At 73.7% G+C, this 20505-nt stretch carries 11 protein-coding genes and 1 pseudogene; 6 read left to right on the top strand and 6 right to left on the bottom strand.

Features of this window, described 5'->3' with window-relative positions; genetic code table 11:
* The first annotated feature begins 109 nt into the window (after positions 1-109).
* Both SCK26_RS04000 and SCK26_RS03995 read left to right on the top strand, forming a co-directional pair.
* On the top strand, positions 110-1033 hold the full coding sequence (locus SCK26_RS04000) for a hypothetical protein (protein WP_412080703.1): 924 nt from the start codon (positions 110-112) through the stop codon (positions 1031-1033).
* A 161-nt stretch (positions 1034-1194) separates the two neighbouring features.
* Positions 1195-4569 (top strand): pyruvate carboxylase, encoded by a 3375-nt coding sequence (locus tag SCK26_RS03995; protein WP_318205902.1) that lies wholly within the window; start codon positions 1195-1197, stop codon positions 4567-4569.
* A 76-nt stretch (positions 4570-4645) separates the two neighbouring features.
* Here the strand turns inward: SCK26_RS03995 and SCK26_RS03990 are convergent, their stop codons facing one another.
* The 4 genes and pseudogenes from SCK26_RS03990 to SCK26_RS03975 form a co-directional block, all read right to left on the bottom strand.
* Positions 4646-5614 carry a hypothetical protein gene (locus SCK26_RS03990; RefSeq protein ID WP_318199851.1) on the bottom strand — a complete coding sequence of 323 codons (969 nt, stop codon included), beginning with the start codon at positions 5612-5614 and terminating at the stop codon, positions 4646-4648.
* 205 nt (positions 5615-5819) lie between these two features.
* Entirely contained in the window at positions 5820-6281 is a 462-nt protein-coding gene (locus SCK26_RS03985; RefSeq protein WP_318199850.1) for a hypothetical protein, read from the bottom strand.
* 151 nt (positions 6282-6432) lie between these two features.
* Positions 6433-7650: a chitinase gene (locus tag SCK26_RS03980; protein WP_318199849.1), complete on the bottom strand. Its 1218-nt coding sequence runs from the start codon at positions 7648-7650 to the stop codon at positions 6433-6435.
* Between the two features lie 121 nt (positions 7651-7771).
* Positions 7772-9940, bottom strand: a pseudogene (locus tag SCK26_RS03975) (TIM-barrel domain-containing protein); the annotation flags it as partial.
* Positions 9941-10739: 799 nt separating this feature from the next.
* Between SCK26_RS03975 and SCK26_RS03970 the strand changes: the two are divergent.
* The gene (locus tag SCK26_RS03970; RefSeq protein WP_318199848.1) at positions 10740-11120 is read left to right on the top strand and encodes a hypothetical protein; all 381 of its coding nucleotides are present in this window, start codon (positions 10740-10742) and stop codon (positions 11118-11120) included.
* A gap of 22 nt (positions 11121-11142) precedes the next feature.
* Here the strand turns inward: SCK26_RS03970 and SCK26_RS03965 are convergent, their stop codons facing one another.
* Entirely contained in the window at positions 11143-12150 is a 1008-nt protein-coding gene (locus SCK26_RS03965) for a Ppx/GppA family phosphatase (protein ID WP_318199847.1), read from the bottom strand.
* A gap of 679 nt (positions 12151-12829) precedes the next feature.
* Between SCK26_RS03965 and SCK26_RS03960 the strand changes: the two genes are divergently transcribed.
* Complete coding sequence (locus SCK26_RS03960) at positions 12830-14605, top strand: RICIN domain-containing protein (protein WP_318199846.1); 1776 nt, start codon at positions 12830-12832, stop codon at positions 14603-14605.
* 174 nt (positions 14606-14779) lie between these two features.
* On the top strand, positions 14780-17320 hold the full coding sequence (locus SCK26_RS03955; RefSeq protein ID WP_318199845.1) for a discoidin domain-containing protein: 2541 nt from the start codon (positions 14780-14782) through the stop codon (positions 17318-17320).
* Positions 17321-17355: 35 nt separating this feature from the next.
* On the opposite strand, the gene SCK26_RS03950 is transcribed toward SCK26_RS03955, so the two are convergent.
* Positions 17356-18522, bottom strand: coding sequence for an amidohydrolase (locus SCK26_RS03950; protein WP_318199844.1), 1167 nt, complete (start codon positions 18520-18522; stop codon positions 17356-17358).
* Positions 18523-18661: 139 nt separating this feature from the next.
* Here SCK26_RS03950 and SCK26_RS03945 point away from each other — a divergent pair, with 139 nt between their 5' ends.
* Positions 18662-20125, top strand: coding sequence for an aminotransferase class I/II-fold pyridoxal phosphate-dependent enzyme (locus tag SCK26_RS03945; RefSeq protein WP_318199843.1), 1464 nt, complete (start codon positions 18662-18664; stop codon positions 20123-20125).
* The last annotated feature ends 380 nt before the right edge of the window (positions 20126-20505 follow it).

The following is a 20505-nucleotide window of genomic DNA, read 5'->3' as shown; positions in this document are numbered from 1 at the left end:
GACGGATAAAAGGGGGCGAAGGTTGCGTCCGGCACCTGATTCCCATGGTGGTACTTGACACGCTTATGAGACTTGACGCCCCGTGCGCCGGATCGCTGGACTGTCCTCGGTGATCGCAGAAGGACACACCCGGCAGGGCCCCGCCACGTCCACGCTCGCGCGCCTCGTCCGGCGCACCGGGCGCACCCTGGCGACCGAGTGGCACGGCATCGTCGTCGACCCGGTACGGCGGCTCGCGCGGCGCGGGCTGTCCGGGCTGCTGCTGGCGTTCGTCGCCGCCTTCGGTGTCGTCCTCTTCCACGACATCGCCCAGCATCCCGCCGGAGCGGTGTGGGTACGGCGGCTCGGCGGCGTCCGGGCCGACCTGCCGCTGTGGCTGTCGCTGCTGCGCACCCCCGTGTCGCTGTACGTCCCGGCGCTCGACCTGCCGGTGTGGGCGGGCATCACCCAGCTCTTCCTGGCCTTCGCCCTCGCCGAACTGGTCCTGGGCCGGGCCCGCACCCTGCTGATCGCCTACACCACCACCCTGGCCGGCACCCTCACCGCCCGCCTCATGGTCGCCCTGGGTCCCGGCTGGTGGGGGCTCGGACTGCCGCCCGAGGCCGGGCGGGTGCTCGACACCGGCCCCTCGGCGGCCGTGGTCGGCCTGTTCACCTATCTCGCGGTGGTCCGCCGCGCTCCCGTGGTCTTCACGCTGACCGGCGGCTCGATGGTGTGGGAGTCCCTCGCCGTGCCCAACCTGGCGGGCCGCGAGCACCTGATCGCCGTGGCCGCGGCGATCGTCCTCGCCCTGCCGCACGGCCGGGGCGGGCGGCTGCGCACGTCCGTACGGACCCGGCTCCGTCGCCTCGCGGTCCCACGGCTCCACGGACCCACCGCCGCGAGGCCCGCGTGCCGCCCGCAACGGCTCCGCCCCGCCACCCGGACGGCCCCCGCCCCCGCCCCCGTATCCAGCCCGGACCCGCACGGCCCGCCTCCGCCGCGCCCGTCCCCGCGCGCACACCGGGCCCGGCAGGACCGCCTCCGCCGGTGACGCGGCGCGGCGCGCCCCTGTGGCGCCGGCCACCCCGCCGGTGTGATGGTTTTCGCACATCGGCCCGTGCGGGCAGCACCTAGGGTGGCCCGCGAGTACGGCGGGCCGGGCTAAGGCCGGGGTGTTCGTCGTCGCCGACAGGCAGCTGAAGGGAATCCATGATGTTCCGCAAGGTGCTGGTCGCCAATCGTGGAGAGATCGCGATCCGCGCGTTCCGGGCGGGCTACGAACTCGGCGCGCGCACCGTCGCCGTGTTCCCGCACGAGGACCGCAACTCGCTGCACCGGCTGAAGGCCGACGAGGCCTACGAGATCGGGGAGCCGGGGCACCCGGTGCGGGCCTACCTCTCCGTCGAGGAGATCGTGGCCGCCGCCCGCCGGGCGGGCGCCGACGCCGTCTACCCGGGCTACGGCTTCCTGTCCGAGAACCCCGAACTGGCCCGCGCCTGCGAACAGGCGGGCATCACCTTCGTCGGCCCCGACGCGGCCACGCTGGAGCTGACCGGCAACAAGGCCCGCGCGGTCGCCGCCGCCCGCGCGGCCGGCGTGCCGGTCCTCGGCTCCTGCCCGCCCTCCACCGACGTGGACGAACTGGTGCGCGCCGCCGAGGACATCGGCTTCCCCGTCTTCGTCAAGGCGGTCGCCGGCGGCGGCGGGCGCGGCATGCGCCGCGTCGAGGGCCCGGCCCGGCTGCGCGAGTCCATCGAGGCCGCCTCCCGCGAGGCCGCCTCCGCCTTCGGCGACCCGACCGTCTTCCTGGAGAAGGCCGTCGTCGAGCCCCGCCACATCGAGGTGCAGATTCTCGCCGACGGCGCGGGCGACGTCATCCACCTCTTCGAACGCGACTGCTCCGTGCAGCGCCGCCACCAGAAGGTCATCGAGCTGGCCCCCGCGCCCAACCTCGACCCGCGGCTGCGCGACCGGATCTGCGCCGACGCCGTCCGCTTCGCCCGCGAGATCGGCTACCGCAACGCCGGCACGGTGGAGTTCCTGCTCGACCGGGCCGGCAACCACGTGTTCATCGAGATGAACCCGCGCATCCAGGTCGAGCACACCGTGACCGAGGAGGTCACCGACGTCGACCTGGTCCAGGCCCAGCTGCGCATCGCCGCCGGCGAGACCCTCGCCGACCTCGGCCTCTCCCAGGACACGGTCACCCTGCGCGGCGCCGCCCTCCAGTGCCGGATCACCACCGAGGACCCCGCCAACGGCTTCCGTCCCGACACCGGCCGGATCAGCGCCTACCGCTCCCCGGGCGGTTCCGGCATCCGGCTCGACGGCGGCACCACCCACGCCGGTACGGAGATCAGCGCACACTTCGACTCGATGCTGGTCAAGCTCACCTGCCGGGGCCGCGACTTCCAGGCCGCCATCGGCCGGGCCCGGCGCGCGGTCGCCGAGTTCCGCATCCGCGGTGTGGCCACCAACATCCCCTTCCTCCAGGCGGTCCTGGACGACCCCGACTTCCGGGCGGGCCGGGTCACCACCTCCTTCATCGAGCAGCGCCCGCACCTGCTGACCGCCCGGCACTCCGCCGACCGCGGCACCAAGCTGCTCACCTACCTCGCCGACGTCACCGTCAACAAGCCGCACGGCGAGCGGCCCGAACTGCCCGACCCGGTGACCAAGCTGCCGCCGCTGCCCGCCGGAAAGCCGCCCGCCGGGTCCCGGCAGCTCCTCGTGGACCTCGGCCCCGAGGGCTTCGCCCGGCACCTGCGCGAGTCGCCGACCATCGGCGTCACCGACACCACCTTCCGCGACGCCCACCAGTCCCTGCTCGCCACCCGCGTGCGCACCAAGGACCTCCTCGCCGTCGCCCCGGTCGTCGCCCGCACCCTGCCGCGGCTGCTCTCCCTGGAGTGCTGGGGCGGCGCCACCTACGACGTGGCGCTGCGCTTCCTCGCCGAGGACCCCTGGGAGCGGCTGGCCGCGCTGCGCGAGGCGGTGCCCAACATCTGCCTCCAGATGCTGCTGCGCGGCCGCAACACCGTCGGCTACACCCCGTACCCGACCGAGGTCACCGACGCCTTCGTGCAGGAGGCCGCCGCCACCGGCATCGACATCTTCCGCATCTTCGACGCCCTCAACGACGTCGGCCGGATGCGTCCCGCCATCGACGCCGTACGGGAGACGGGCACGGCGATCGCCGAGGTGGCCCTCTGCTACACCGCCGACCTCAGCGATCCGGCGGAGCGGCTGTACACCCTGGACTACTACCTGCGCCTGGCCGAGGAGATCGTCGAGGCCGGCGCGCACGTCCTCGCGATCAAGGACATGGCGGGCCTGCTGCGCGCCCCGGCCGCCGCGAAGCTGGTCTCGGCGCTGCGCCGCGAGTTCGACCTGCCGGTGCACCTGCACACGCACGACACCGCGGGCGGCCAGCTCGCCACCTACCTCGCCGCGATCCAGGCGGGCGCCGACGCCGTCGACGGTGCGGTGGCCTCCATGGCCGGCACCACCTCGCAGCCGTCGCTGTCCGCGATCGTCGCCGCTACCGACCACTCCGAGCGGCCCACCGGGCTCGACCTCCAGGCGGTCGGCGACCTGGAACCGTACTGGGAGAGCGTGCGCAGGATCTACGCACCGTTCGAGGCCGGCCTCGCCTCGCCGACCGGCCGTGTCTACCACCACGAGATCCCGGGCGGCCAGCTGTCCAACCTGCGCACCCAGGCCGTCGCCCTCGGCCTCGGCGACCGCTTCGAGGACATCGAGGCGATGTACGCCGCCGCCGACCGCATCCTCGGCCGCCTGGTCAAGGTCACCCCGTCCTCCAAGGTGGTCGGCGACCTCGCCCTGCACCTGGTGGGCGCCGGGGTCTCGCCGGAGGCCTTCGAGGCGCACCCGGACACGTTCGACATCCCGGACTCGGTGATCGGCTTCCTGCGCGGCGAGCTGGGCACCCCGCCCGGCGGCTGGCCGGAGCCGTTCCGCACCAAGGCGCTCCAGGGCCGGGCTGCGCCCCGGCCCGCTCCCGAGCTGTCCGCCGAGGACCGCGAGGGGCTCGCCAAGGACCGGCGGGCCACGCTGAACCGCCTGCTGTTCCCCGGTCCGGCCCGCGAGTTCGACACCCACCGGCAGAGCTTCGGCGACACCGGAGTGCTGGACAGCAAGGCGTTCTTCTACGGCCTGCGCCCCGGCAAGGAGTACGCCGTCGACCTGGAGCCCGGTGTCCGGCTGCTGATCGAACTCCAGGCGGTCGGCGAGGCCGACGAGCGCGGTATGCGCACCGTGATGTCCACGCTCAACGGTCAGCTGCGGCCCATCCAGGTCCGCGACCGCGCCGCGGCCTCCGACGTCCCGGCGACGCGGAAGGCCGACCGGAGCGATCCGGGGCATGTGGCGGCGCCCTTCGCCGGTGTGGTGACCCTGGCCGTCGCCGAGGGCGACGAGGTGGAGGCCGGTGCCACGGTCGCCACCATCGAGGCGATGAAGATGGAGGCCACGATCACCGCGCCGAAGGCGGGCCGCGTCTCCCGCCCGGCCATCACCCGCGTCCAGCAGGTGGAGGGCGGCGACCTGCTGGTGGAGATCGTCTGACGCGCCCGCGCCCGCGCCCGCGCCCGCGCCCGTCACGGCCGGGACCCGGACCGGCCGCGACGTGTGCGCGGCCCGGCTACAGGCGGCCGAAGTGGTACCGCAGCCGGGCCAGCAGCAGGTTCGGGCCGCGCCCGGCCCGGTAGGCGGCGCTGGGCACGTACACCGCACGGCCGCGTACGGCGACGGAGGTCGGGCCGGCCAGCCCGTCCGCCTCGGTGAGGACGACGGTGTGGCTGCCGTCGCGCCGGACCAGCACCACCTGATTGCCGCCGTTCAGCGCGGCCAGGGCGGTGCGGCCGGCGCCGGGGAAGGCGAAGCCGTCGATGCCGGGGAGCCCGCGCGCCAGGGTCTCCGGCGCACCGGCGGAGCCGTTCTCGCGCACGGGCAGGCGCACGAGCGTCCCCCGGTCGGTGTTCGACACCCACACGGCGCCGCGGTGGACCTCGATGCCGTTGGCGCCGAAGCTCCCGGCGCGGGACGGCCGCAGTTCCGTCCGGCGGGCCCAGGCGGTGGCCGGGCCGCCGGCCGCGGGGACGCGCCAGACGGTGCCGCGCACCGAGTCGGCGGCGTAGAGCACACCACGGCGTTCGTCGAGGGCCAGGCCGTTGGGAAACCCGTCGGGCGGCAGCGCGGCGATCCGCGCCGGGGCCGCGCCGGGGGAGAGGCGCCAGACGCCGGTCGCGCGGGTGCCGGTGGCGTAGTTGACGTACAGCGTGCCGTCGTGGGCGCGGGCGATGCCGGTGACGACGGCCCTGCGCACCAGCGGGGTGGCCGGACCGGCCACCGCGGGCAGCGTGGCGCGGGTGGTGGTGGTCCCGTCGAGGGTCACGTGGGCGACCGTGCGGGCGGCGGCGAAGGTGAGGTCGGCGGAGCCGTCGGGCTCCAGCGCGATGTTCTCGGGCGTCCGTCCGGCGGCCGGGTCGAAGCGGGCGACGACACGCGCGTCGCCGACGGGCGGCTCGGTGCCGGTGGCGGGCGCGGCGGCGACCAGGCCGAGCGCGAGCGCGGCCGTGGCGGCACCGGTCAGACGGGGGCGTCGGGGCATGTGACCTCTTTTCGGTCGGCGCGCGGGCGCGCCGGCGTGCGGGGCCACACCAACATGGGGGTGGACGGGCCGCCGGCGGCGGGAGCCGGGGCCGCGGGATCGCCCGCGCGGACCACCGGTGCGCACCGTACGAGGCACACCCGGGCGGCATCCGGCCGTGACCGTCCGCAGGGACGTCCGGGCGCGGGCCGTCAGTCCCGGGCCGTCAGTCCCAGAGCGGGTAGGTCATGACCCGCTGGTAGCCCTCGGGACGGTCGCCGGAGTAGGTGAGGCTCATCCGGGTGTAGTGCTCGACGTCCGGGTGCTCCTTCCACGGCTCGGGGCCGTCCAGCCGGACGGTCACCGGGTAGGCGTGGAAGGTGCCGGCCGCGCAGTACGGCTCGCAGTCGTTGACCACGTTCACACCCACCGCGGTCGCCCCGCCCGGACTCCACTCGGACCAGCGCAGTCCGGTGAGCCGGCTGTTGCCGTCGCCGCAGGCCAGGATGAAGTCGATCGGCCGTACGGTGCGCTGCCACAGGCAGTCGACCAGGACGGGCCGCGCCGAGCCGGAGTGGCGCGGCGGCGTCGAGGTGTCCGGCCCGCCGGCCGAGGCCGTCGTCATGGCCGCTGTCAGCAGGGCTCCCGCCGCCAGGGTGACCGTCGTTCCCGCCACTGATGCGCGCATCGCCGCTCCCGCCGGTCGTGCTTGCTCCGAACGCGTGGTCCCGACGCTACGACCGTCCCGCCGTTCGCACCAGTCGCGCAGGTCGGACCGTGTCCGGAACATTCGCCGGGCAGTCGCCGGCCTGCCCCGGACACGTCGGCGGACCGCGGTGTCAGCAGGCGCCCTCGTCCTCCCACGGCCCCCACTGCGAGGCGCCGGGCGTCTCGTTCTGGGTCCACCACCTGGCCTTCCAGTTGTGCTTGCCGTAGGCGACCTCGGCACCGGCCGTGTACGCCGTCGTCGCGCTCCAGGCCGGCTTGCAGGAGGCCGGGGCCGTGGGGGTCGGTGTCGGGGTGGGCGTGGGCGTGGTGGACGGCGGGGTGGCGCCGGCGAACTTCACGGAGTACTTCGCGAAGTCCCAGGAGTTCTGGGCCACGCTGGAGCAGGTGCCGGACGTCCGGCCGCCGTTGTCGGCCGGTGCGCACTGCCGGTCGCGGTTGAGCGACCAGAACGTGAACCGGTCCATGTGGTGGCCGGTGGCGTAGTCGAGCACGGTCTGGAAGTCGGCCTGGGTGAAGTATTCGCCGGTGTCGCTGCGGCCGTTCATGCCCGAGAAGCCCTCGTGGGCGTAGGCGGTCGCCTCGTCCCAGCCGAAGGTGGACCGCAGGACCGCGTTGAACTTGGTGAGCGCGGCGGTCTGGCTCGCCGCGTGGTCGAAGCCGCCGTCGAACGGCATGATGGAGAAGTTGTTCGGGGTGAAGCCCTGTGCCTTGGCCTCCAGCAGCATCTGCTTGCCGAACCAGCCGGTGCCGTCCGCCGTGCCGGCCGTGGTCACGGACACGTACAGCCCGGGGTTGTTCTGCTGGAGGATCTTCGCGGCACCGATCTCGTTCCTGATCGCCGCGGTGTTCTCGTACTCCGGCTCCTCCAGGTCGAAGTCGATGGCGCGCAGCCCGTACTTGGTGACGACCTGCTGGTAGGCCGCCGCCGTGGACGCCGGGTCCGCGCAGGCCTGGCCGAGCTTGGTGCCGCCGTAGCCGCCGATGGAGACGGAGACGTCGCCGCCCTTGGCCCGGATGGTGTCGATCACCGACCGGACGGCGGTGTCCGAGCCGACCGGCGCCGTGCCGTCCCAGGTCGGCGTGCAGCCGCCGCCGGCGGGTGCCAGCACGAAGGCCAGCTGGAACGCCTTCAGACCGGTGGCGTCCATGAGGGCGGCCGGGTCCGGCGGGTCGTTGTCCAGCGGCATCAGATAGGGGGCGGCGGCGTACCAGCGGTTGTCGAGCGCGGTGGTCGCGCCCGAGGCGCTGCCCGCGACCAGCGCGGTGGCACCGGCCGCGGCGAGGGCGACGGCCGCCGCCGCGCCCAGGCATGCCCGAAGACGTCTCATGTGTGCCTCCAGAGGGTGGGGCCCCGAACGGGGAGCCCCACCCTCCGGGAGCTGTTGCGGTCACGTCAATGAGTTGGACTAGACCAACATGTACTTTGGACTAGACCATACGGTTCCTTTACCTCCCGCCCACCAAGCGCAGGGAGAAACCGCGGTCGAGCGGCAGCCGGTCCGTGGTGACGGTCGTGACCCGGGTGGCGGAATCGTACGACCAGGCGCCGTCCGGGAGCCGGCGGCCGTCGAGCAGGACCCGCGCGGGCGCCGCGCCGCCGTGCACCGTGAACCGGTACGCCCGGGCGTCCGCCTTGCCCGCGTACTCACCCCTGCTCGCGCCGACGGTCACGGTCGCCCCCCGGGCGCCGGCGCGCACCGACACCCGCTGTGTGGCCGCCGCGCCCCGGGCGAAGTCCCGGGTCACGCCGTCGTCCTCGTACAGCGTGTAGTGGCTGGTGCCGTGCGCGGCCGGGTACAGGTCCCAGTCCAGCTCGTGCCGGTCGCGGGTCTGCCAGCTCGTCGTGCCCTTCGGCCACATCGGGACGATCGCACCCTCGCGCACGAACAGCGGCAGGGTGTCCAGCGGGGCGTGGTAGCCGTCGAGCGTGACCGGGCCGCGATAGGTGCGCCCGGTCCAGTAGTCGGTCCAGGTGCCCTTCGGCAGATGGATGCCGTCCCGGGTGTCGGAGTCCTCGTACACCGGCGCGACGAGGAAGTCCCGGCCGGACAGGAACTCGTACTTCGCCGCGGGACCCAGGGTGTCCGGGTCGTCCGGGTACTCCAGCCACAGCGGACGCACCGCGCCCACGCCGGTCTTCGCCGCTTCGGCGGACAGGGTGTACATGTACGGCAACAGCCGCTCCTTGAGCTGGAGGTACTTGCGGTTGACGGAGGTGTACGGCTCGCCGTCCCGCCACGGCTGCTGGTCGGCGGGCTTGCCGGTGGTGAGGTCGCTCGCCCAGCCGTCCATCGTCATGACGGCCGGCAGGAACGCCTTCCACTGGAGGTCGCGCGCGTACATCTCGGCGTCGTGGCGGTAGATGCTGCCCACGTCACCGGTGTTGTAGGCGATGCCGGACAGCGTCGCCCCGGCGTACGTCGGGATCTGCCAGCGGATGTAGTCCCAGGACAGCTTCTGGTCGCCGCTCCACAGCACGCCGCAGCGCTGGGCGCCCGCCCAGGACACCGGCAGCCATACGAAGCCGCGCGCGTCGCTGTTGTCCTCGATGCCCTTCTTCGCCGCGTCACAGGCGTCCAGCGCGAACTTGTAGCCGTTGCCGACCCAGGCCACGTCCAGCTTGGCCACCCGCTGTCCCGCCGCGACCTGGCCGGCGAGCTTGTCGATGCCGTTCTCGGTCCACAGGCCGAGCTGGGCGTGGTGGTCCTGGAGGCCCTTGGCGGTCTGCTCCAGGTTCTCGTACCCGCAGCCGTACCCGTCGTTGACCAGCATCCAGCCGAGCGGCATCCGGTGCTCGGTGTAGCCGTCGGCGACCTTCAGCGCGTCCAGGGTGTGCCGTTCGCCCCGGTTGGCGTTGTGCAGATAGCAGTCGGAGTCGCCCGGTTCCAGGCCGTACACCGGCGGCATGAAGGGACGGCCCACCAGCGCCGTGTACTTGCCGATCACCTGCTTGGCGTCGCCGAGGAAGTAGTAGGCGTCGAACCGGCGTTCCTGCTGACCGGTCGTCACCGGCGCGCCGAAGGTGTACACGCCCGGCGCGAAGGTGTTGCGGAAGACGCCGTAGCCCGCGCTGGAGAGGTAGAACGGCTGGGAGTTGTTGTAGCCGCCCTCGTTCCAGTCGAAGCTGTTCGCGACGTACACGGTCCGGCCGCGGTGGGAGAAGGCGCCGTTCTGCTCGCCGCCGCCGAAGAACTGCTCGTCCGCGCCGCGCGCGAGGCTCTGCCGCATCCCGCCGGTCGACCAGCGCAGCGGCTTGTCCTCCTGCCAGATCCGGGTGCGGTTGTCGGACCGGTACAGCCCGAACCGCAGCGGCTTCTTGTACACGCGCAGCACGGCCTCCGGCGAGCGGACGCCGTAGTAGTCGCCCGCGTCGAAGGACGAGGTGCCGCGCCGGAGGGCGGGCCGCTGCCGCACGATGGCGGTGCCGGCCGGATCGCTCAGTACGCCGGACGGGTCGGCCTGGAGCCGTAGCCGGCCGTCCGTCAGGAAGTCGGCCCGGGCCGTGAGGTGCCCGGCCCCGATGGTGTACCGGCCGTTGCCGCCCGAGAAGGACGTGAGGTCGCCGGCGTCCGTGGTCGCGGGCAGATAGGCGGTGCCGGTGAAGGAGGTGCCGTGCACGTCGTACGGCACCACGAGCACGTGGTACGTCCCCGACGCCCGCGGGACCACCGTGGCCTCGGGGTCGGCGGTGCCCGCGCTGGAGGCCACCTGCTTGCCGTGGTCGTCGTAGACGTACAGGTCGAAGTCGTCCGAGGGACGCTCCCAGGTGACGGACAGCGGGACGCCGCCCTCGGGGTTGTCGTCCCAGTAGCCGTCCGGCACCGAGACGGTGAGGTCGAAGCGGTGGCAGACCGTGCCGCCGGGGTCGTCGGCCGGGGCGGGGCACTTCTCGGGGCCGCCTCCGGTGCCCTTGGCGTAGACCGGGCTCTGCCAGCCGGCGCTGCCGTGGACGGGGTCCAGTACGGCGCCGGACCCGGCCGGAGCGGCCTCGGCGGGCGCCGGGCCGGCCAGCACGGTCGCGGCCAGGGCGGTCGCCAGCCCCAGCGGAATCCAGGCCGGCCACGGCACACGATGTCGGAGTCTTCGCACGGCGGAACAGCTCCCCTCGCACCTTTGCGGATTGACTGTCCTGGCTGAGATTGCTCGGAAGCGCTTGAAACAAGGGCCAATCGAGCAACTTCACGCACGAAGCCTCGGGGTAGATGCAGGTACATGTCAATAGCGGGGTCGTGTCACGGCTCCGGGCGCGCCGGAGCGGGGGCCGGGGGAGCGCTCTGCTGCATTGGCGGGACCCTGGTCACCGGGTCGGGGGAGCGGGCGGGCGGCCGGCGGGCCGGACCCGCGGGCCGGTGTGACGATCGCAGCAAGGTGACACAGCGATCCCGGCCGTCACCACGGCCGGTAGGAGGACCACACGATGAACCCCACGCTCAAACGCCTGCTCGGCACCGGCGCGGCGGTGGCCACGGGCGCCACCGCCCTGCTCGGCACCGGCGCCGGCACCGCCGAGGCCGCCGGCCGCGCCCACTGCGACCGCGCCGAACGGCCCATATGGAGTGAAGGACCCAGCCGTAACGTGACCGCCCGCCACTGCAGCGTGCCGGACCAGGACCACCGCTGGTACACCGTCGCGTTCGACACCCTCGTCCAGCCCCACCACAAGGACGACTACGTGGACGGAGGCGTCGAGCGGACCGCCACGCTGCACGACCGGAGCATCAGGTGCCTGGGCTACACCACCGACAAGGACACGGTGAACTGGTTCGGCTGCATGCCCCGCCTGAAGCACACCTCCTGAACCCCGCTGCCGCGCCCGGCCGTCAGGCCGGAGGGCCCGCGACGCGCAGGACCGCCGGCGCGCCGGCGTCGACGGCGCCGGCGGCGGTGGTGACGTCCGTCCACCAGTCGGCGCCGTCCTCGGCGTAGCGCAGCAGCACGCCTTCCCGGATCGCCCAGGGGCAGACCACGGCCCGGGTCAGGCCCATCAGTTTCAGCGCCGTGTGCCCCACCACCGCCCCGGCCAGGCTCTGCGCGGCGCGCGGCGCGGAGATCCCCGGGAGCTGGGCCCGCTCGGCGGCGGGCAGCGCGGCCAGCGCACGCACCGCCCTGCCCAGGTCGCGGCAGGCCAACTCCCGTTCCACGAACGGCCCGTAGCGCCCCGGCGGCGCTCCGCACAGCCGGGCCAGCTGCTGGAAGGTGCGGGAGGTGACGGCGGCGGTGCGCGGACGCTCCCAGCGGATCCGCGCGGCCACGTCCCGCAGTTCGTGGCGGACCCGGCGGCGCAGCTCCTTCAGCTCGCCCGGCCCCGGCGGGTCCTGGACGGCCAGGTACTCCCGGGTCAGCCGGCCCGCGCCGAGCGGCAGGGACGCCACGAAGCCGGGCATCCGGCCCCGCCCGAAGGCCACCTCCAGCGAGCCGCCGCCGATGTCGAGCAGCGCCAGCGGGCCCGCCTTCCAGCCCAGCCAGCGGCGGGCCGCCAGGAAGGTCAGCTCGGCCTCCGTCTCGCCGGGCAGGGTGCACATGCGCACGCCGGTACCGGCCGTCACCCGGTGCAGCACCTCCTGGCGGTTCGGGGCGGCGCGGACCACGGTGGTCGCGAAGGCCAGCGGGCCCGCCGCCTGCCAGCGGCGGGCCGTGGCGCTCGCCGCGTCCACCGCCTCCACCAGCCGCCGCACCGCCTCGTCGGCGATCACCCCGTCCGGACCGAGGTGTTCGGACAGGCGCAGCTTCCACTTGACCGTGTGCACCGGCAGCGGCACACCTCCCTCCACATCCGCGATCACCAACCGCACCGTGTTCGACCCCGCGTCCACCACGCTCACCCGCATGGCCGGGACGTACCCACTCCATCGCCACGATCACCCTCCGCACGAGGGGCGTGCCGGTGCACGGACCTGTCGGCGCGCGCCTCGGGACCGGCGCGCGGGACGGTCCGACGCGGACCGGTGGCGCGCGGCGCACGGTCCGGAGACGAGCGGGCGCCCGCCCGGCGGCGGCCTGCGCGCGGACGTCACGACCGCTGCCGGCCTGGTCGAGGCCGCCGGGGACGCCGGGGACGCCGTCATGGTCACCGACGCCACCGGACCGCCGCCGGACACGGCACGGCACACCGGTCGGGTCCCGCTCGTCGGTGACGCGGCGCACGCCGCCTCCCCGGCGACCGGACGCGGCGCCTCGATGGCTTCGGAGGCCGCCCGGCCCTTCGCCGCGTGCGCGGCGTACGAACGCCGCCGCCGGCCGCGGGCCGGGCGCGACATCACGTTCAGCGGCGCCCTGTGCCACGACACCGCGGGCACCGTGACGGCACGCGCGGCCGGACCCGGCGAGCGCCTCGTGCGCCGACTCGCCTGGGCCGCCCCGCTGTCCGCCGTCCCGCCCGCGCCGGACGCGTGGACACGGCCGCCGGCGCGCGAAAGTGCAAGAGGCGGACGACGGGAGTCCATTGCCGGAGCGGCGCCGGGGCCGGATCGTTCCGTGGATCCGGACCTCAGCCAACCAGGAGCTACCGTGCGACTGTTGATCCGAGCGGGCGGCGCCGTCGCCGCCGTCGCCGCCCTGGTCCTGGGCAGCGGCACCGCGTCTCCCGCCGACGCCCGCCACACCGTGACCGTGGGCACCCCGGTACCCTTCCCGCACCCCACCGACACCCCCGCCACCCCGTTCACCGACCGCGACGGCACCTTCCACTACCAGCAGTCCGCCGCGCTCTACGGCGCCGACGACCCCCGGGTCTGGGACTTCTACACCGGCAAGGACTTCGACACCGCCGTCTTCGACCGGACCCTCGGCGAGGCCGCCGACCCGGCCAACCCCGCCGACCGCAACGACGACACCACCTGGCGCTGCGACAACAGCCCCACCGGGCGGGAGGCGACGTTCGCGCCGAGCGGCTCCGGCTACGCGCGGAAGAACTACTGCGACCTGTCCGGGATGTGGATCGACCCCGACACCGGCGACTGGTACGGCCTGGTGCACAACGAGTTCACCCCGCGTCCCTTCGGCGACGGCCTGCACTACGACGCCGTCGACTACGCCGTCTCCACCGACCGGGGCCGCACCTGGACCGTCAAGGACCATGTGCTCACCTCGCCGTACAGCACCCGGCGCGGCGACACCGCGGCCTTCCCGCACGAGACGTACTCCTACGGCGACGGGGACCAGCGCCTGTTCGCCGACACCGCCTCCGGGTACTTCTACGTCTTCTACGGCTCGCGGATCGTCGACAAGAACGGCGGCTGGAAGGCGTTCTACGCGCATGCGGCCCGCGCCCCGATCGCCGCGAAGATGGCCCCCGGCTCCTGGCGCAAGTGGTACGACGGCGCCTGGTCCGAGCCCGGCACCGGCGGCCGGGAGAGCAACCTCGTTCCCGTCGACGCGGAACACCCCACCGGCCACACTCCGGCCGGCGACGAGTACGACCCGGCCGCTACCGGCACCGCCGCCGAGCAGATCGCGGCCGGCAAGATGCCCCCGACCTCCCCGCTGTTCGCGATGAACATCGCCTACGACGCCCACCTCGGCCGGTACATCGGCACTCCGCAGGCCGTCGACCAGAGCGGCGGCGCACCGCAGTACCTGTACGCCACCGACGATCTCGCCACCCAGAAGTGGCGGCTCATCGGGGACACCGGTGACTACACCACCGCCTCCTGGTACCGCTGGTTCCTCGACCCCGCGAGCCGCACCGGCTCCGCCGTCCTCGGCCGGACCTTCCGCGCCTACTGCTCCTTCGGCTGCTCCCACGGCTCCTCCGGCGAGTACGTCGACGTCACCGTGGACCCCGCCGTCCCGGCCGCTTCGCCGGTGGACCCCGGCCGCCGGTACCGCATATCCGCCGGCACCGGCCGGCTCCTCGCCCAGGAGTCCGGCGGCTCCGCCGTCACCTCCCTCGCCCGGCCCACCGGCGCCGCCCGCGAGGCGTGGTCCTTCACGCCGACCGGAGACGGCGCCTTCACCATCGCCAACGCGGCGACCGGCCGGCTGCTGGGCGTCGACTCCGCGCGGACGGCTGGCCGGGCCTGGGGAGCACGGCCCACGGTGACCGCCGCCCCGGCCGGCGGACCGGCCGTCGGACAGCAGTGGTTCGTGATCGCGAACTCCGCCGCGCCCGGCACCCACCGTCTGGTCAACCGCTACAGCGGGCTCGTCCTCGGCCTGTCCGCGACCGCGGGCCGGCTCGCCGAGACCGTCGCGCCACGCACCTGGACCGCCGCCGCCGGCTCCCTCGGCGACGGCCGCACCGCCACCGAACAGACCCTGACGTTCACCCCGCCCCGGGCCTAGGACCTGTCTGGCCATTCCCGTCTGACAGGCCCTGGCGCGCGGCGGGGCGGCGGAGCGGCTCCGCAAGGACGTGGTGTCCGAAGGCTTGTGAACCGCTTGGTTCATCACTTAAATCAAAACCTGAACTAAGCCGTGGGATCGGCGAGTCGATCCCGCCATGTCTGGAGCCGCCGTATGAGATGGAGACCACTGGGTCTCGCGCTGGCCGCAACGGCCGCGCTGATCGCCCTGCCCGCCACCCACCCCGCGGCCACCGCGGCCGAAACACCCCTGTCCCAGGGGAGGACGGCCACCGCGTCGTCCGAGGAGAACGCCGGCACCGCGGCCGGCAAGGCCGTCGACGGCGACACCGGCACCCGGTGGTCCTCGGCCGCCGGCGACGCCCAGTGGCTCCAGGTCGACCTGGGCGCCACCGCCTCGGTCACCCGGGTGGAACTCGACTGGGAGGCCGCCTACGGCAAGGACTACAAGGTCCAGATCTCCGGGGACGGCACGACCTGGACCGACCTGAAGTCCGTCACCGGCTCCGACGGAGGCGCCGACGCCCTCGACGTCTCCGGCCGGGGCCGCTACGTCCGGATGCTCGGCGTGCACCGGGCCACCCAGTACGGCTACTCCCTCTGGGAGTTCCAGGTGTTCGGCAGCACGGACGCCGGCCAGAGCGGCTGCGACAGCGCCGACGCGGCCAAGGGCCGGCCCGCCACCGCCTCCTCCACCGAGAACGCCGGCACCCCCGCCTCCGCCGCCTTCGACGGTGACACCGCCACCCGCTGGTCCAGCCAGGCCGCCGACCCGCAGTGGCTCCAGGTCGACCTCGGGGCCGTCAAGGACCTGTGCAAGGTCGACCTGAACTGGGAGGCCGCCTACGGCAAGGACTTCCGGATCCAGGCCTCCGCCGACGGCCAGAACTGGAGCACCCTCAAGTCCGTCACCGGCGCGACCGGGGGCACGGCCTCCTACGACGTCAGCGGCTCCGGCCGGTACGTGCGGGTCTACGGCACCGCGCGCGGCACCGGCTACGGCTACTCCCTGTGGGAGGTCGCCGTGCACACCGGCACCAGCGGCGTACCGCCGGTCCAGGGCGGCGGCGACCTCGGCCCGAACGTCATCGTCGTCGACCCCTCCACGCCGAACCTCCAGCAGAAGTTCGACGACGTCTTCGCCCGGCAGGAATCCGCCCAGTTCGGCACCGGCCGCTACCAGTTCCTGCTCAAGCCCGGCACCTACAACGGCATCAACGCCCAGCTCGGCTTCTACACCTCGATCTCCGGCCTCGGCCTCAACCCCGACGACACCCAGATCAACGGTGATGTCACGGTCGACGCCGGCTGGTTCAACGGCAACGCCACGCAGAACTTCTGGCGCTCGGCGGAGAACCTCGCGATCACCCCGTCCAACGGCACCGACCGCTGGGCGGTCGCCCAGGCCGCGCCCTTCCGCCGGATCCACGTCAAGGGCGGCCTCAACCTCGCGCCCAACGGCTACGGCTGGGCCTCCGGCGGCTACATCGCCGACTCCAAGGTCGACGGCACCGTGGGCCCGTACTCCCAGCAGCAGTGGTACACCCGCGACAGCTCGGTCGGCGGCTGGACCAACGGCGTGTGGAACATGACCTTCTCCGGCGTCCAGGGCGCCCCGGCCACCAACTTCGACAGCGGCCCCTACACCACCCTGGACACCACCCCGGTCTCCCGCGAGAAGCCCTTCCTCTACCTGGACGGCTCCTCCTACAAGGTGTTCGTCCCCGCCAAGCGCACCGCCGCCCGGGGCGTTTCCTGGCCCGCGAACGCCGGCACCTCGCTGCCGCTCGACCGGTTCTACGTCGTCAAGCCCGGCGCCACCGCCGCCACCATCAACGCGGCCCTCGCCCAGGGCCTCAACCTCCTGTTCACCCCCGGCGTCTACCACCTCGACCAGACCCTCGACGTCACCCGTCCCGACACCGTCGTCCTCGGCCTGGGCCTGGCCACCCTGATCCCGGACAACGGCATCGACGCCATGCACGTCGCCGACGTCGACGGCGTACGCCTCGCCGGATTCCTCATCGACGCGGGCCCGGTCAACTCCGACACGCTGCTGCGCATCGGCACCCCCGGAGCGAGCGCCGACCACTCCGCGAACCCGACCACCATGCAGGACGTGTTCATCCGCGTCGGCGGCGCCGGACCCGGCCTCGCCACCAACTCCGTCGTCGTCGACAGCGACGACGTCATCGTCGACCACACCTGGATCTGGCGCGCCGACCACGGCAGCGGCGTCGGCTGGGACACCAACCGCGCCGACTACGGCCTGCGCGTCAACGGCGACGACGTCCTGGTCACCGGCCTGTTCGTGGAGCACTTCAACAAGTACGACGTCTACTGGACCGGAGAACGCGGCCGGACGATCTTCTTCCAGAACGAGAAGGCGTACGACGTCCCGAACGCCGCCGCCGTCACCCACGACGGCATCGTCGGCTACGCGGCCTACAAGGTCGCCGACTCCGTCACCACCCACGAGGCCTGGGGCCTGGGCAGCTACTGCAACTTCACGGCCGATCCGTCGATCGTCCAGACCCACGGCTTCCAGGTGCCCGTCGGCCCGGGGATCAAGATGCACGACCTGCTGGTGATCTCCCTCGGCGGCAAGGGCCAGTACGCCCACGTCGTCAACAGCACCGGCGCCCCCACCTCGGGCACCGACACCGTCCCGTCGAAGGTGACGTCCTTCCCGTAGGACCCCTGCGGCCCGCCCGCCGGACGCGCCAGGCCTCACCCCTCGGCCTGGCGCAGTTCCTCCCGGGCCCGGCCGCGCAGGCCGGCGTCGCCCAGGACGTCCGCCGCCGTGCAGGCCAGCGCCTCCACCACGGCGAGGAGCACCCGGCGCGCCCGCTGCGAGGCCGCGGCCTCGGCGAACTCCGGCGTGTGGTCCGAACCCCCGGCGTCCATGATCGCGACGAAGGGGTGGATGGCGGGCACCCGGCCGCTGACGTTGCCGATGTCGGAGGAGCCCAGATAGACGCCGGGAGCGGGCGGGGCGAGGGCGATGCCGGCCCGGTCCAGGTGTCCGGCGAACCGTTCGGACAGCGGTGAACTGTCCCGGAAGTGCTCGTAGCGCACGCTGGCCCGTTCCACGGTCACGGCCGTGCCGGTCGCCCGGGCCACCCCCTCGGCGGCCGTGGCCAGCCGCTCCGCCAGTTCGTCCAGGGCGGCCGTCGTCAGCGCCCGCAGCCCGAACCGCCCCTCGGCGTACTCCGGGACGATGTTCGTGGCCGTGCCGCCGTGCGTGATGATGCCCTGCACGTGCGAACCCTCCGGCAGCCGCCGGCCGATCACCGACAGGACGTTGAACAGCTCGATCAGCGCCGCCAGCGCGTCGATGCCCTCGGTCGGATTGCCCGTCGGATGCGCGGCCCGGCCCCGGAAGGCGACCCGGTACTGCTCCTGCGCGGTCAGCGGGGCCCGCACCCAGTCGTACACCCCGGGGTGGAACATCAGAGCCGCGTCCACCCCGTCGAAGACGCCCGCCTCCACCTCCAGCGCCTTGCCGCCACCGCCCTCCTCGGCCGGCGTGCCCACCGCGAGGACCGTGCCCGGGGCGTTGTCCCACACGGCGTTCAGGACCAGGGCCGCACCGAGTCCGGCCGCCGCGATCAGGTTGTGGCCGCAGGCGTGGCCGAGGCCGGGCAGCGCGTCGTACTCCAGCGGGAAGGCCACCACCGGTCCTCCCCGGCCCGAGCGGGCCGTGAACGCCGTCGGCAGTCCCGCCGCCTCGCGCCGCACCTCGAAGCCCGCGCCCTCCAGCTCGCCGGTGAGCAGCGCCGCCGCCCGGTGCTCGTCGAACGCGGTCTCCGGGTCCGCGTGCAGCGTCGACGCCACGGACCACAGCGCGTCGGCGCGCCGTGCGACCTCTTCCCCGATCCGGTGGTACAGCGACACGAGCCCTCCTCGGTGCGGCGGTGTGCTCCGTGCCGGGCCGGGTTCCACCCGGACGGCCCCCGACACCGGGCGGCCGGGTTTGGGCCGCTCCCGCGGTGCAACACGGTGGGTGCGGAACCGACCAGTTCAGGAGGCAGCCATGGACCACTCCCGCGTACCCGTGCTGGAGGCTCTGCAGGAGTTCCGGCGACGAGGGGACGTGGTGTTCGGGCCTCCCGGGCACAAGCAGGGCCGGGGGACCGATCCGCGGGTGGCCGAGATCCTCGGGCTGGACGTGTTCCGTTCGGACGTCCTCACCCTCAACGGGCTGGACGACCGCCGCCAGTCCCAGGGCGTGCTGGAGCAGGCGCAGGAGCTGATGGCCGACGCGGTCGGCGCCGACCAGGCGTTCTTCTCCACCTGCGGCAGCTCCCTGTCGGTCAAGACCGCGATGCTCGCCGTCGCCGGGCCGGGAGAGAAGCTGCTGCTGTCCCGCAACGCCCACAAGTCGGTCATCGCCGCCGTGATCATCAACGGTGTGGAGCCCGTCTGGGTGCACCCGAAGTTCGACGGCGAACGGCACATGGCCCATCCGCCGGAGGCCGACGACGTCCGCGACCGGCTGCGCGAACACCCGGACGCCAAGGGCATGCTGCTGATCACTCCCACCGACTGGGGAACCTGCGCCGACGTGCGCGCGGTCGCCGACGTCTGCCACGCCGCCGACGTCCCGCTCATCGTGGACGAGGCGTGGGGCGCCCATCTGCCCTTCCACCCGGGCCTGCCCGTCTGGGGCATGGACGCGGACGCCGACCTCGTCGTCACCAGCGTCCACAAGATGGGCGGCGCCATCGAGCAGAGTTCGGTCTTCCACCTCCAGGGCGACCGGATCTCACCTGCCGTGCTCAAGCAGCGCGAGGACCTGCTCGGCACCACCAGCGCCTCCTGCCTGGTCTACGCCGCCCTCGACGGCTGGCGGCGGCAGATGGTCGAGCAGGGGCACGACCTGCTGGACGCGGCCGTGCACCGCGCCGAGCGCGTCCGGGCCGAGCTGCGGGAGCTGCCCGGACTGCGGGTGATGGGCGGCGAGATCATCGAACAGGGGCTGGCCGCCGAGTTCGACCCGCTGAAGATCGTCGTCGACGTACGGGACCTCGGCATCAGCGGCATGCAGGCGACCGAGTGGCTGCGCGCGAACTGCCACGTCGACATGGGCGGCTCGGACACCTGCCGGATCACCGCCTCCATCACCCATTCAGACGACGAGCAGACCGAGAAACTGCTGGTGGAATCCGTGCGTTCCCTGGTGGAGCGCGCGGACACCATCGAGCGGCGCCCGGCCGTGCGCCTGCCCGAGCCGCACACCCTGGAACCGGAACAGGCGATCCTGCCCCGGGACGCCTTCTTCGGCCCCGCCGAACAGGTGCCCGCGGAACGGGCCGTGGGCCGGATCGCCGCCGAGATGCTCAGCCCCTACCCGCCGGGCGTGCCGGTCGTGGCCCCCGGCGAGGTCATCACCGAGGAGATCGTCGACTATCTGCGCAGCGGCATCGCCCACGGCTTCCTCGTGCCGGACGCGACGGACTCCTCCCTGGAAACCCTGCGCGTCGTCGCCCGTACCTGACCGGCCGGTGCCGCGCGCCTTCCGAACTGCGCCCCGCCGGGTCAGCGCCTAGGGTGGCGGATGCGGGCGGCCGGATACCGGCGGCCCGCGCCCGGGTCGAGAAGCCGGCCTGCCGATGTCGGACGTGCGCGGCAGGAGGTGGTGGCCCGGCCGGCGGTTCCCGGGCCGGACCAGCGCGTCCGGCGGGCCTGCCCTCCCGGCAACTCGAGTAGGAGACGGCCCGACTTCACCCCGACCGGGAACTCCCCGAGTTCCCGGTTTCGGACGCCCCGGCCCGGGGACCCCGGTACGAGGCCGCCGTCGGCCCCGCCACCCGGGACCCACCCGACGCAGGCCAAGGTGCCGGCCGTACGCCCCCGGCGCGGCCTCCGCGCATCGGA

Source organism: Streptomyces sp. SCL15-4, from assembly GCF_033366695.1.
In the GTDB taxonomy this organism is placed as follows: domain Bacteria; phylum Actinomycetota; class Actinomycetes; order Streptomycetales; family Streptomycetaceae; genus Streptomyces.
This window is presented reverse-complemented; position numbering and strand designations above follow the sequence as displayed.

Excerpts from the sequence above, each read along its gene's own strand:
- SCK26_RS03995 (WP_318205902.1), top strand. The coding sequence starts at position 1,195 with ATGTTCCGCAAGGTGCTGGTCGCCAATCGTGGAGAGATCGCGATCCGC.
- SCK26_RS03980 (WP_318199849.1), bottom strand. The coding sequence starts at position 7,650 with ATGAGACGTCTTCGGGCATGCCTGGGCGCGGCGGCGGCCGTCGCCCTC.
- SCK26_RS03965 (WP_318199847.1), bottom strand. The coding sequence starts at position 12,150 with ATGCGGGTGAGCGTGGTGGACGCGGGGTCGAACACGGTGCGGTTGGTG.
- SCK26_RS03945 (WP_318199843.1), top strand. The coding sequence starts at position 18,662 with ATGGACCACTCCCGCGTACCCGTGCTGGAGGCTCTGCAGGAGTTCCGG.
- SCK26_RS03970 (WP_318199848.1), top strand. The coding sequence starts at position 10,740 with ATGAACCCCACGCTCAAACGCCTGCTCGGCACCGGCGCGGCGGTGGCC.
- SCK26_RS03955 (WP_318199845.1), top strand. The coding sequence starts at position 14,780 with ATGAGATGGAGACCACTGGGTCTCGCGCTGGCCGCAACGGCCGCGCTG.
- SCK26_RS03985 (WP_318199850.1), bottom strand. The coding sequence starts at position 6,281 with ATGCGCGCATCAGTGGCGGGAACGACGGTCACCCTGGCGGCGGGAGCC.
- SCK26_RS03990 (WP_318199851.1), bottom strand. The coding sequence starts at position 5,614 with ATGCCCCGACGCCCCCGTCTGACCGGTGCCGCCACGGCCGCGCTCGCG.